The 12816-nt window shown below is 68.0% G+C and carries 11 protein-coding genes; 6 read left to right on the top strand and 5 right to left on the bottom strand.

What is annotated here, in order from left to right:
- Positions 1 to 275: 275 nt before the first annotated feature.
- Entirely contained in the window at positions 276 to 539 is a 264-nt protein-coding gene (gene rpsT / locus M1K48_RS14265) for a 30S ribosomal protein S20 (RefSeq protein WP_249503850.1), read from the bottom strand.
- A gap of 120 nt (positions 540 to 659) precedes the next feature.
- Positions 660 to 1466, bottom strand: coding sequence for a bifunctional DNA-formamidopyrimidine glycosylase/DNA-(apurinic or apyrimidinic site) lyase (gene mutM / locus M1K48_RS14260; protein ID WP_249503849.1), 807 nt, complete (start codon positions 1464 to 1466; stop codon positions 660 to 662).
- Positions 1467 to 1516: 50 nt separating this feature from the next.
- Here mutM and M1K48_RS14255 point away from each other — a divergent pair, with 50 nt between their 5' ends.
- The 3 genes from M1K48_RS14255 to M1K48_RS14245 all read left to right on the top strand — a co-directional run bounded on the left by M1K48_RS14255 (position 1517) and on the right by M1K48_RS14245 (position 4267).
- Entirely contained in the window at positions 1517 to 2248 is a 732-nt protein-coding gene (locus M1K48_RS14255; RefSeq protein ID WP_249503848.1) for a class I SAM-dependent methyltransferase, read from the top strand.
- Entirely contained in the window at positions 2245 to 3783 is a 1539-nt protein-coding gene (gene ubiB, locus M1K48_RS14250; protein WP_249503847.1) for a 2-polyprenylphenol 6-hydroxylase, read from the top strand. Before M1K48_RS14255 ends, ubiB begins: the two co-directional genes overlap by 4 nt.
- A gap of 79 nt (positions 3784 to 3862) precedes the next feature.
- On the top strand, positions 3863 to 4267 hold the full coding sequence (locus M1K48_RS14245; RefSeq protein ID WP_249503846.1) for a hypothetical protein: 405 nt from the start codon (positions 3863 to 3865) through the stop codon (positions 4265 to 4267).
- A 43-nt stretch (positions 4268 to 4310) separates the two neighbouring features.
- Here M1K48_RS14245 and M1K48_RS14240 read toward each other — a convergent pair whose 3' ends face one another.
- Both M1K48_RS14240 and yghU read right to left on the bottom strand, forming a co-directional pair.
- Positions 4311 to 6668, bottom strand: coding sequence for a DUF305 domain-containing protein (locus M1K48_RS14240; protein ID WP_249503845.1), 2358 nt, complete (start codon positions 6666 to 6668; stop codon positions 4311 to 4313).
- A gap of 102 nt (positions 6669 to 6770) precedes the next feature.
- Positions 6771 to 7601, bottom strand: coding sequence for a glutathione-dependent disulfide-bond oxidoreductase (yghU, locus tag M1K48_RS14235; RefSeq protein WP_249503844.1), 831 nt, complete (start codon positions 7599 to 7601; stop codon positions 6771 to 6773).
- 242 nt (positions 7602 to 7843) lie between these two features.
- Between yghU and M1K48_RS14230 the strand changes: the two genes are divergently transcribed.
- The 3 genes from M1K48_RS14230 to M1K48_RS14220 are packed head-to-tail and all read left to right on the top strand — an operon-like array spanning position 7844 to position 10343.
- A complete protein-coding gene (locus M1K48_RS14230; protein ID WP_249503843.1) occupies positions 7844 to 9109 on the top strand; it encodes a bifunctional phosphopantothenoylcysteine decarboxylase/phosphopantothenate synthase in 1266 nt (421 codons plus the stop codon).
- Positions 9106 to 9543 carry a dUTP diphosphatase gene (dut, locus tag M1K48_RS14225; protein ID WP_249503842.1) on the top strand — a complete coding sequence of 146 codons (438 nt, stop codon included), beginning with the start codon at positions 9106 to 9108 and terminating at the stop codon, positions 9541 to 9543. Before M1K48_RS14230 ends, dut begins: the two co-directional genes overlap by 4 nt.
- Positions 9543 to 10343 (top strand): HesA/MoeB/ThiF family protein, encoded by an 801-nt coding sequence (locus M1K48_RS14220; protein ID WP_319941181.1) that lies wholly within the window; start codon positions 9543 to 9545, stop codon positions 10341 to 10343. Before dut ends, M1K48_RS14220 begins: the two co-directional genes overlap by 1 nt.
- Here the strand turns inward: M1K48_RS14220 and topA are convergent.
- Complete coding sequence (topA, locus tag M1K48_RS14215; protein WP_249503841.1) at positions 10279 to 12759, bottom strand: type I DNA topoisomerase; 2481 nt, start codon at positions 12757 to 12759, stop codon at positions 10279 to 10281. The genes M1K48_RS14220 and topA overlap by 65 nt on opposite strands.
- Positions 12760 to 12816 lie beyond the last annotated feature (57 nt).

Raw genomic sequence — 12816 nt, 5'->3', positions numbered from 1 at the left:
GTGGATCCCCCCAGTGGAATCACTGCCGGAGGGGTTTTCTGGAGCATTGGGAGGGCGTCTGACAACGCCAATTTTTCATCGAAGTGAAATAAAGCCGCTTGACACGCCTTTGTGAGAGGAAGCCAAAATTATGGCTGTTTTCAGCGATTTTCGACTTGTGCGCTAAGTGGGCCAACTCGCGAATCGCGGAAACAAAAAGGTTTTCTCCCCGTAACGAAAAAGGCCGCCGGATTCGCATCCGGCGGCCTTCCCGACCTGGTACAGGTTGAAGTGGTTCAGCCCAGCGACGAAACCCGCTTGGTCAAGCGCGAAAACTTGCGCGACGCGGTGTTCTTGTGAAGCACGCCGCGCGCGACTCCGCGGGCGAGCTCGGGCTGGGCCTGCTTGAGCGCTTCGGACGCCGCGCCCTTGTCGCCCGCCAGCAGCGCCGATTCGACGGCCTTGATGAAGGTCCGGATACGGCTGACGCGCGCGCCGTTGATTTCGGTGCGGCGGGCGTTGCGGCGGATGCGCTTCTTGGCTTGCGGCGTGTTCGCCATGGCTGGCTGAGTTCCCTAAACTGCTGACAAAAGAAAAAGCGGCGCGGCCTCAGGCGGCACGCACCGATTGGGCGCTCCCCTAACCCAGCCGCCCCCAAGGGTCAACTCACAAGCGCCGCTTCAGCGCTGGCAGGCGGGGCAATACCAGGTCGACCGCCCGCCCTGCGCGAAGCGCTTGACTGTCCCGCCGCATGGACATGGCTCGCCCTCGCGGTCGTAGACCGAGAAGCTCTTGCTGAAATAACCCAGCTCGCCATCGGGCCGGGCATAGTCGCGCAGGCTCGATCCGCCCGCCTCGATCGCCTCGGCCAGCACCTCGTGGACCGCCGGCACGAGCCGCCGCAATCGCTCGAGGCTGACCTTGCCCGCCGCCCGCCTGGGGTTGATCCCGGCCCGGAACAGCGCCTCGCAGACGTAGATGTTGCCAAGCCCCGCGACGATCCGCTGGTCGAGCAGCATCAGCTTGATCGCCGCGCTCCGCCCCTTCAGCCGCCGCTGCAACTCCTCGGCGGTGAGGTCGAACGGCTCGGGGCCGAGCGCCTTGAACGGCCCCCATTCCGCCAGCCCCTCGGTCGGCACGAGGTCGACGCTGCCGAACCGGCGGGGATCGTTCAACACCAGCCGGTGCCCCTCGTCGGTCTCCAGCGCCAGATGGTCGTGCGGCTCGTCCGCCGCCGGATCGATCCGCCACCGCCCGCTCATGCCAAGGTGGAACACCATCGTGTCGCCGCGGTCGGTATGGACCAGCCCATATTTGGCCCGCCGTCCGAGGCGCGTCACCCGCGCCCCCGTCAGCCGCTGTCCAAGGTCCTCCGGAAACGCCCTCCGCAGGTCCGCCCGCCGTGCCTCGACGCGGCTCAGCCGCCGGCCCTCCAGCACTTTCGCCAGGCCGCGCACGGTGGTCTCGACTTCGGGAAGCTCGGGCATCTCTTTCGGCCATATGGCGCGGCAGCCCCTGCACCGCTAGAGCGCCCCCCATGAGCGATTTCGTGCAATTCGGCGACCAGCGCGTCAGCCCCGAGGAAAAGACCCGCAAGGTGGGCGAGGTTTTCTCCTCGGTCGCCCGCCGCTACGACGTGATGAACGACCTGATGAGCGGCGGCATGCACCGCTTGTGGAAGGACCGCTTCGTCTCCCGGGTGAAGCCGCAGCCGCACGAACACATTCTCGACATGGCGGGCGGCACCGGCGACATCGCCTTTCGCATGGCCAAACGCGGCGCCGCGGTCACCGTCAGCGACATCAATGCCGACATGCTCGGCGTCTGCGAACAGCGCGCTGCCAAAAAGGCCATCGAAGGGCTCAGCTGGTCGGTCCAGAACGCCGAAACCCTGAGCTTCGCCGACCGCGCCTTCGACGCCTACACCATCGCCTTCGGCATCCGGAACGTCACCGACATCCCGGAGGCGCTGCGCGAAGCCCACCGCGTGCTCAAGTTCGGCGGCCGCCTGTTCGTGCTCGAATTCTCCACCAGCGACTGGCCGGGCTTCGGCGAGGCCTATGACCTGTGGGCCGACAAGGCGATCCCGCGCATAGGCAAGGCGGTCGCGGGCGATGAAGCGAGCTATCGCTACCTCGTCGAAAGCATCCGCCGCTTTCCCAAGCCCTATGCCTTCGAGCGGATGATCGGCGAAGCCGGCTTCACCCGCACCCGCACCGAAACCCTGATGGGCGGCCTCGTCTGCATCTGGTCGGGGTGGAAGGCTTGAGTTCTTCGCTTACCCACCTCCTCCGCATCCTCCGCTGGGGCCGCACGCTCGCACGCTACGGCGCGCTGCAGGGGATCGAGCGCGACCCTCTCACCCCGCCCTTCGCCCGCCGCATCGTCAAGCTCGCCCGCTTCGGCCTCAGCCAGCCGGCCGAGCCCGACTATGCGACCGCGCTCCAGCAACTCGGCCCCGCCGCGATCAAGTTCGGCCAGGCGCTCGCCACCCGTCCCGACCTCGTCGGCGAAAAGGCCGCGCACAACCTCTTCGCGCTTCAGGACTCGCTCCCGCCCGCCCCCTTTCCGCTGATCCGCAAGGCGATCGAGCAGGCGCTCGAAGCCCCGCTCGAGAGCCTGTTTCGCGAGTTCGACGAGACTCCGGTCGGCGCCGCCTCGATCGCGCAGGTCCACCGCGCGGTCACCACCGAGGGCCGCGAAGTTGCGGTGAAGGTCCTCCGCCCCGGCATCGAGGACACCTTCGCCGAGGCGCTCGAAACCTACGAATGGGCCGCCGCCCATCTTGAGGCGCATGCCGGCGACGAAATCCGCCGCCTTCGCCCCAAGACCGTCATCGCCCATTTCCGCCAGTGGACCCGGCGCGAGCTCGACCTCCAGCGTGAAGCCGCCTCGGCCTCCGAACTCAAGGAGAATATGGTCGCCGAAGCTGGCTTCTACGTCCCGGAGATCGACTGGCGCCGAACCGCCCGCCGGGTGCTGACGCTTGAATGGCTCGACGGCATCAAGCTGTCCAAGCGCGACCTGTTGCTCGAAGCCGGCCACGACCCCCGCGCGCTTGCCAACATCCTGGTGAAAGCCTTCCTGCGTCAGGCGGTGATCGACGGATTCTTCCACGCCGACCTTCACCAGGGCAATTTGTTTGCGCTGCCCGATGGCCGCCTCGCCGCGATCGACTTCGGGATCATGGGCCGGATCGACCGCCGCGCCCGGCGCTGGCTGGCCGAGATCCTCTACGGCCTCATCACCGGCGACTATGGCCGCGTCGCCGACATCCATTTCGAAGCGCAATATGTCCCTCCGCATCACAATGCCGAGGAGTTCGCCACCGCGCTGCGGGCCGTGGGCGAGCCGATCCGCGGGCTGCCGGTCAAGGACATCAGCGTCGGGCGGATGCTCGAAGGCCTGTTCTCGATCACCCGCGACTTCGACATGCCGACCCAGCCGCACCTGCTGCTGCTGCAAAAGACGATGGTGATGGAAGAAGGCGTCGCGACCTTCCTCGATCCCGACATCAACATGTGGGAATCGGCCGAGCCGTTCCTGCGGGAATGGATCCGTTCGGAGCTAGGCCCCGAAGCCGCGCTCGCCGACCGCCTCGTCGGCTTGAAGCGCACCCTCGAGAAGCTCCCCGACCTGGTCGACCGCATCGACCATTACTTCCCCGCCCCCGGCGGCGCCCCGCCCGAGCTTCCCGAGGTGAATGTCGATGTCAAGCAGCTTCCGCGGCCCGGGGGGCGCGATATGCTGATCGGGCTGCTCGGCGCCGGCGCCGGCGCCGCGGCGCTTTACTTCTTCGCTTGAGCCGGTGCGGCCGTCGGAAGGTCGTGTTCTCGCGGGAAGTCTGGTCGGCTACGTAGCCGGTACCACCTACACCATCTGCTTGTTCATCGGCGTCGACGTGGTCCGCGAGGTCTTGGATGGACCACCCTTCCTGGTTCCGCGAAGCTGGAGCGACATCGCGCTCACTGCGGTGATGCTCGTCGCTGCGCCTTTCCTTGCCCTCTTCGCCATGCCGGTTGTGGCCGTCACCGCCTTGCTAGGGTGCCTCGTCTCCGGCCACTTCCTGGCCACTCATCCAGATTGGCCGCTGATCAGAAGGCGCGCCGCCGCGCTGGGCTGCGGAGTGCTGACTGGGCTTGTACTTTGGGCAGTTTCCGCCTGGACGATGGGAAGCATGATGACGACCTCAGGCGCAGCCTGGATCGCCCCCGCAGCCCTTGCGGTCCTGACGATGCACAAGTTCCTCTACGCCCGGGGGCGCAGGGGATCCTACCGCGACAACTAAGCCAGCCGGGCCGAGATCATCGGCCCGGCTGGCGTCTCCCTTGTTACCGAGCCGCCACCCGCGAGCCGCTGCCCATCCGGCCAAGCACGTCCTTCAGTGCAGCCACCCGCTTGGCCGCGATCGGATCGGCCGGCGCGCGCAAGCCATTGGCCAGCCCCCGCAGCTGCCCGGCGTTCGGCCGAGCGATCGCGGCGCGAAGCTGGGCGATCTGCGCCGCCGGCAGGCTGCCGGCCCGCTCCAGCTGGTCGACATAGGCCGCCGCCACCACCGGCACCGCCGGCCAGCTGACGGGCGCCTGCTGCTGCGGGTTGAAGCGGTTGTCGGGATAGACCGCCAGCGCCGCCGCGGCGATTTCGTTCGTGCTCAACTGCGCCGAGGGCTGCAGCGCCAGCACGTCCAGCCCGCGCGCGATCTCGGTCCCGTAGATCCGGCCCTTGTAGTAATAAGCCGACCAGAAGCCGCCCATCACCAGCTCGTCCTTGTAGACCGGACCGCGATCGAAATAACCGATCTCGGTCGGCCGGCTCGAATCGGTGAAGTCGCTGATCGAGATGCCGCCCTGGTACCAGGCCTGGACGAACAGGTCGCGGCCCGGGACCGGGATGATCGACCCGTTGTGCGCGACGCAATTCTCTTGGGCGGTCTGCGCCGCCGGCAGCTTGTAATGATTGCGGAAGCGCAGCCGCCCGCCCTCGATATCGTAGATCGCGTTGGCGCCCCAGTTCCTGGGATCGCTGACCAAGCAGCGCGGCCGCCCGCCGCCGCCCCATTCGTCGGTGAATAGCACCTTGGTGCCGTCATTGTTAAAGGTCGCGCTGTGCCAGTAGGCGAAGGTCGGGTCGACCACCTGGTCGATCCGCTTGGGCTTGGCCGGATTGCTGATGTCGAGCAGCAGGCCGTTGCCCGAGCAGGCCCCGGCGGCGATCTTGGCGGCGGGGAAAACGGTGATATCGTGGCACTGGTCGGTCTGCGCCGTGTCCTGCGTCCCGTCGCCATGGTCGCCGCCCGACCACAGGCCCGAAATGCTCCCGCTGGCGGGATCGCCGAACACCCGCGGGCGGTCGATGATCCGCGAGGCGGCCGGGTTGGCGACCGGGATCTCGATCACGTCGATCGAGAAGAGCGCCGACTTCATCGAGCCCGGATCGGCGACGCAGCTGGGGTCCTCCCGGTCCGAACGGACGTTGGCCGTCCCCGACACATAGACGATGATCTTGCCGTCACGGCCCGGGCCCGACACCACGCTGTGGGTGTGGCTGCCGCGGCAGGTCTGCACCGCACCGACCTGGCGCGGCTGGGCGATGTTCGAGATATCGAAGATGCGGATTCCGCGGAAGCGCTCGGGGCTGACATAATCCTGGACGCCCTGCCGCCCGCAATCGAGCCGCCCGCGGTTCTGCTCGACCGACATGATCAGCAGGTTGCCGACGATGCTGAGGTCGCCCTGCCCGCCCGGGCAGATCACCGAGCTGACCAGCGTCGGCGCGCCGCCGGCCGCGCTCACCCGGTACAGGTTGAAGCCATGGTAGTTGCCGGTCGCCAGGACGTCGCCCTGGAACGCCATGTCGGTCTGGGCAAAGCTCAGCAGCGGCGAGCGGCCGGCGCCTTCGGGCTCCTTCTGGCCCGGCTTCAGCAGCGCCTTGACCGGCAGGTCGTACGGGTTGCGCGGATCGAAGAAGCCGGTCGGCTTGGGCAGCGACGCGACCAGGCTCATGCCCCGGATCGCCTGCCCCGCCTTGCCCGTCCCGGCCGACAGCGCGGTGCGCGGATCCTCGGCTACGGTGCCGAGCAACGCGGTCATCCGCTTGATCTCTTCCTGCTGCTCCTTGACCAGGTCGACCACGAAGGCATTCAGCCCCGGATCCGCCGCGGTGCCGCCGCGCCCGGTCAGTTCCTGCGTCATCCGCACCGCGCCGGCGTGGTGGCTGATCATCCGGGTCAGGAACAGCCGTTCGAACGCGACGCCCTTGGCGGCCCGCATCTCGGCCAGCTGGGCCGGGGTCGCCATGCCCATCTGGGTCATGTGGGCGGCGTCAGCCATCATGTGCGCGGCGTGGGGATTGGCGCTCGCCTGCCCGCGATCGCTCAGCCACTTCCTCATCCACGCCATTTCGTCGGCCTGGGTGGCGTCGATCCGCTTCGCCATCTGCAGGATCTCGGACCGGTTGGTCCGCCCCGCGACCAGCGCCGTCATATGCGTGGCCTGAGCGTGGTGCGGGATCATGTCCTGCAGGAAGCGCACGTCATAGGCGGAGAAGCTGGTGTCGGCGATCCGGCTGGCGGTGGCCCCGTCGATCGTCCGGCTGGCCTGTCCCGGCGCTCCCGGCTGAACGATCGGCGCCCCCTGCGCGAACGCGGTGGTCGACAGCAAGGCGGCAACGACAAAAAGGGAAGACTTCATGGGACCCGGCACTCCTCGAATGTGCCGGGAGCCTAGCGTCCCTGTCGTCCTTGCCAAGGGCGTTGGTCGACCACCCCGCCCCGTCCGCAGAACCTGCTGTGCCTACAGTCCCAGTGCGTCCAGATCCGCCGCCGAATGGCGTTCGTGCAGGACGATGTCGCCGCGCGCCGCATTGACGACCCGCCCGCGCTTCACGGCCGGCCGCGCACCGACCTGCTTCGCCCAGCGCTGCAGGTTCGCGTAGCTGGCGACATCGAGGAATTCGTCGGACCCCTCGTAAAGCCGGCCCAGCGCCACGCCGCCATACCACGGCCAGATCGCGATATCGGCGATGCTATACTCATCGCCCGCGACGAACTCGCTGTCCGCCAGCCGCTGGTCGAGCACTGACAGCTGCCGCTTGGCCTCCATCGCATAGCGGTCGATCGCATATTCATATTTGCGCGGCGCATAGGCGAAGAAGTGCCCGAAGCCGCCGCCCAGGATCGGCGCCGATCCCATCTGCCAGAACAGCCAGCTCAGCGTTTCGGCCCGGCTGGTGCCGAGGAACGCCCCGAACTTCTCCGCCAGGTAGAGCAGGATCGCCCCGCTCTCGAACAGCCGGACCGGCTCGGCCCCGCTGCGGTCGACCAGCGCCGGGATCTTGCTGTTGGGGTTGATGCCGACGAACCCGCTGGAGAACTGGTTGCCCTCCATGATGTCGATCAGCCAGGCGTCATATTCCGCTTGGGCATGTCCCGCCGCCAGCAACTCCTCCAGCAGGATGGTGACCTTCTGCCCGTTGGGCGTGGCGAGGCTGTACAATTGCAGCGGATGCTCGCCGACCGGCAGCTCCTTGTCGTGCGTCGCCCCGGCGACCGGCCGGTTGATCGCGGCAAAGCGCCCTTCGGCGGGCATGGGGGTCCATACTTTCGGCGGCACGTAATCGGTCATCGAGGGCAACCTCCCTGTTCTCTGCGCTGCCACATGGGGTCCGGGGCCGCCCCGCCAAGAGGTCACCCGCATGTTCCTGCCTAGCAATGTAGGAATTCCCGTGGCATCGCCCCTCCCATGCGGGCTCGCACCCACCTCCCTTCGACGTCGGCAATTCTTCAGAACCACCTTTTGCCGAAGGTCGCGCGCACCCCCGTCACCAGTGACCTTTGTGACCTTGTTCAGGTTCGATCGTTGATTTGATGGCAAAAATCCTGCTCATCGTCGGCGGCGGCATCGCGGCCTTCAAGGCCGCCGAACTGATTCGCCTCGCCCGCCGCCACGGGCATGAGGTCACGCCGGTCCTGACAGCGGGCGGGGCCCATTTCGTCACTCCGATGACACTCGCCGCGCTCGCCGAAAGCCCGGTCTACACCTCGCTGTGGGACCTCAAGAACGAGACCCAGATGGGTCACATCCAGCTGAGCCGCGCCGCCGACCTCGTGCTTGTCTGCCCCGCCACCGCCGACCTGCTGGCCAAGATGGCCGCGGGCATCGCCGACGACCTCGCCACCACCCTGCTTCTGGCGACCGACAAGCCGGTCTTCGCCGCGCCCGCGATGAACGTCCGCATGTGGCTGCACGAAGCTACGCAGGCTAACGTCGCCACCCTGCGCCGGCGCGGCGTCACCGTGATCGACCCCACCGAAGGTGCCATGGCCTGCGGCGAATATGGCCCGGGCCGCCTGCCCGAGCCGGCCGACATCCTCGCCGCCCTCCCTCTCACGCCCACCACGCCGTTCGTGCCGAGCGGGCCGCAGGCGACCGAAGGACAAGTCGAGGAACCCGTCGCACCCGGTGCACCCAGCCCCTCGACGTCGCTCGGGGCAAACGGGGACCTCACCGGCAAGCACGTCATCGTCACCGCCGGCCCCACCCACGAGCCGATCGACCCCGTCCGCGTCATCGCCAACCGCTCCTCGGGCAAACAGGGCTTCGCCATCGCCGCCGCCGCCGCCGCGCTCGGCGCCCGGGTGACCCTCGTCGCCGGCCCCGTCGCCCTTCCCACGCCCGCGGGCGTCGCCCGCATCGACGTCGAGACCGCCGACCAGATGCTCGCCGCGGTCGAGAGCGCGCTCCCGGCCGACGCCGCCATCCTCGTCGCCGCGGTCGCCGATTGGAAGGTCGAGGCCTCCCCCACAAAGCTCAAGAAATCCGCCGGCCCGCCCCAGCTCCGGTTCGCGCCCAACCCTGACATTCTCGGGACGCTCGGGCGCCATCCCGACCGCCCGCGCCTGCTCGTCGGCTTCGCCGCCGAAACCGATGACCTCCTCGCCAATGCCGCATCCAAGCGTACCGCCAAGAACGCCGACTGGATCGTCGCCAACGACGTCTCCGGAGACGTGATGGGCGGCGCGTCGAACCACCTCCACCTCCTCACCGCCGATGGCACCGAGGATCTTGGCGCAGGCTCCAAGGAAAACCTCGCCCGCGCCCTTCTCGCCCGTATCGCCCAGGACCTCGCATGATCCGCATCCAGATTACCCGCCTGCCCCACGGGGAAGGCCTGCCCCTGCCCGCCTACGCCACCGCCCACGCCGCTGGCATGGACGTGGTCGCGGCCGAGGACCTCGATCTTGCACCCGGCCAGCGCCACGCAGTCGCCACCGGGCTGCGCATCGCCATCCCCGAAGGCTATGAGGTCCAGGTCCGCCCCCGCTCGGGCCTCGCACTGAAACACGGCATCACCGTTCCCAACACGCCCGGCACGATCGACGCCGACTATCGCGGCGAGTTGAAGGTCATCATGATCAACCACGGAACCGAGCCGTTCCCGGTCCGCCGCGGCGAGCGCATCGCCCAGCTCGTCCCCGCCGCCGTCACCCAGGCCGAATGGGAGGAAGTCGACGAACTCGACGAAACCGTCCGCGGCGAAGGCGGATTTGGTAGCACCGGGCGCTGATGCTTTCCGACGAGGAACTCACTCGCTACGCTCGTCAGATCGTCCTTCCCCATCTCGGTGGGACGGGCCAGCAGCGGCTCAAGGCAGCGAAAGTCGCGGTGGTCGGTGCGGGTGGGATCGGCGCAGCGGTGATCCCGGCGCTGGCCGGCGCTGGCGTCGGGCGGCTGACCATCATCGACCCCGACCGAGCCGACCTGTCGAACCTCCACCGCCAGCCGATCTATCGCTCGCGTGACGCTGGAGAGCCCAAGGCCGCGCTCGCCGCCCAGTTCGTCCGCCGCCTGAACCCCTTCGTCGAGGTCGCCGGGGTCGAGCAAGCCATCGTGCCCGACAATGCCGCCGCCATCTTGTCCGGTCACGACTTGGTGATCGATGGCACCGACAATTTCGCGACCCGCCTCGCGGTCAGCGACGCCTGCGTCGCTTCGGGCCTGCCCCTGCTCAGCGCCGCCGCCGCGCAATGGCAAGGCCAGGTCGGACTGTTCACCGGCCGCCCCTGCTACCGCTGCTTCGTCGGCGACGCCTTCGACGCCGACGATTGCGACAATTGCGCCGAACTCGGCGTCACCGGGACGCTGACCGGCCTCGCCGGCAATCTCGCCGCCCTCCTCGCCCTGCGCTTGCTGGCGCAGGCGGGCGAGGTAAAGACCGGCACCGTCCACCTGATCGACGGCCTCGCCGGCACCCAGCGCCCGATCCGCATCGTCGCGGATCCGGGCTGCCGGGCCTGCGGGACTACTTCTTCGCAGCCGCCTTCTTCGGCGCCGCCTTCTTTTTCGCCGGCGCCTTCTTACCCTTGACCGGGCCCTTGGCCGCCTTGGCATCGATCAGCGCCACCGCCTCGTCCAGCGTCACCGCCTTGGGATCGGCCGACTTGGGCAAGGTCGCATGGGTCGTCCCGTCGGTGACGTAAGGGCCAAACCGCCCCTCCATCACCTTCAGCTCCTTGGCGCTCTCGGGATGAGCCCCCAGCACCGCCAACGGCTCCCGCGCTGCCCCGCGGCCCTTGCCGGCCCCGCTCGCCGCATCCGCCAGCTTGGCCACCGCGGCGTTCATGCCGGTCTCGAACACCTCGGCGGTGCTGGTAAGACGAGCGTACTTCCCCTGGTGCTGCAGGTAAGGCCCGTAGCGCCCGATCGATGCGGTGATCAGCTCGCCCGTCTCCGGGTGCGACCCGATCTCACGTGGTAGGCTCAGCAGCTTCTGTGCCCACTCGAGGTCGATCTGCACGTCCTTAGGAATCGACGCCCGCTTCTCGCCCTGCTCGACATAGGGCCCGAACCGCCCGCTCTTGAGCATGATGCCTTCGCCCAGGTCCGCCGGCTCGCTGCTGGTCGCCGCCGCATCGCCGCCCTGCCCGAACTTCCGCGTGAACTTGCACTCGGGGTAGTTCGAGCAAGCCACGAACGCTCCGAACTTGCCCCCGCGCAGCGCCAGCCGCCCGTTGCCGCACGCCGGGCACAGCCGCGGATCGCTGCCATCGCCCTTGTCGGGGAACAGCCAGGGCGACAGGAACTCGTCCAGTGCCGCCGTCACTTCCGACGGCTTCTGTTCCATCACTTCGCCCGCCTTGGGCTTGAAGTCGCGCCAGAACTCCTCGAGCAGCTTCAGCCATGCCATCCGCCCGCCGGAGACGTCGTCCAGCTCGTCTTCCAGCTCGGCGGTGTAATCGTAGCTGACGTACTTCTCGAAGAAGCGCTCCAGGAACGCCGTCACCAGCCGCCCGCTCTCCTCGGGGATGAAGCGGTTCTTTTCCAGCCGCACATATTCGCGGTCCTTCAGCGTCTGCAGCGTCGCCGCGTAGGTCGACGGCCGCCCGATGCCGAGCTCCTCCAGTCGCTTGACCAGGCTCGCTTCCGAAAAGCGCGGCGGCGGCTGGGTGAAGCTCTGCACCGCATCGACGCCCAGCTTGTCGGGCCGATCGCCCTTGGCGAGGTGCGGCATCTTTGCGCCGTCTTCCTCGTCGGCCTTTTCGTCGCGCCCCTCCTCGTACAGCGCAAGGAAGCCCGGGAACAGCGTCACCTGCCCAGTCGCGCGCAGCTTTGCCCGATCGCTTGCCAGCTCAACCACCGTCCGCTCCAGCCGGGCCGCCGCCATCTGGCTCGCCAGCGCGCGGTTCAGGACCAGCTCGTACAATCGCCCATGATCGCCGCTTGCCGCCTTCTCCATGGCGAAGTCGGTCGGCCGGATCGCCTCATGGGCTTCCTGAGCATTCTTAGCCTTGGAAGTGTACTGCCGCGGCTTGTCGGGCAGGTGCTGCGATCCGAAGCGATCGGCGACGGCCTTGCGCGCGGCACTGATCGCCTCACCGGCCATCTGCACGCCGTCGGTCCGCATGTAGGTGATCAGCCCGTCCTCATACAGCTGCTGCGCGACCCGCATCGTGTGACTTGCCGAAAAGCCGAGCTTGCGCGCCGCTTCCTGCTGCAGGGTCGAGGTGGTGAAGGGCGGCGGCGGGTTGCGGGTGAACGGTTTGGTCTCGACGCTCGCCACCGCGAAGTGCCCCGCCTCGACCGCTTTCTTCGCCTCGGTCGCCGAACCCTTGTCGCCCAGCGTCAGCTTGTCGATCTTCTTGCCGTCGAGCTCGACCAGCCGGGCGGTGAACTCTTGGCCCGTCGCGGCAAAGCGCGCCGACACGGTCCAATATTCCTGCGCCCGGAAGCGCTCGATCTCTGCCTCGCGGTCGACGATCAGGCGCAGCGCCACCGACTGTACCCGGCCCGCGCTCTTGGCACCCGGCAGCTTGCGCCACAGGATCGGCGACAGGGTGAAGCCGACCAGATAGTCGAGCGCACGGCGGGCGCGGTACGCGTCGATGAGGTCGTGATCGAGTTCGCGCGGCGCCGCCATCGCCTCCAGCACCGCAGACTTGGTGATGGCGTTGAAGGTCACCCGCCGGACGTCCTTGGGCAGCGCTTTCTTCTTCGCCAGCAGTTCGCGGACGTGCCAGCTGATCGCCTCGCCCTCGCGGTCGGGGTCGGTGGCGAGGATCAGCGTGTCGGAGGCCTTGGCGGCATCGGCGATCGCCTTCACCTGCTTGGCCTTGTCGCCATAGACCTCCCAGTCCATCGCGAAGTCCTCGTCCGGATTCACCGACCCGTCCTTGGGCGGCAGGTCGCGGACGTGGCCGTAGCTCGCCAGCACCTTGTGGCCCGGGCCGAGATATTTCTCGATGGTCTTGGCCTTGGCCGGCGATTCAACAACGACAAGCTTCACTGGACCCGAACTCCCTCACGTATACGCACGAGGGTGGAGAGGTGGGCGGCGGCCCGT

Origin of the sequence: Sphingomonas glaciei (assembly GCF_023380025.1) — a bacterium.
Taxonomy (GTDB): domain Bacteria; phylum Pseudomonadota; class Alphaproteobacteria; order Sphingomonadales; family Sphingomonadaceae; genus Sphingomicrobium; species Sphingomicrobium glaciei.
Note: the sequence above shows the minus strand (reverse complement) of the source record. Positions and strands in the feature narration are given on the sequence as shown.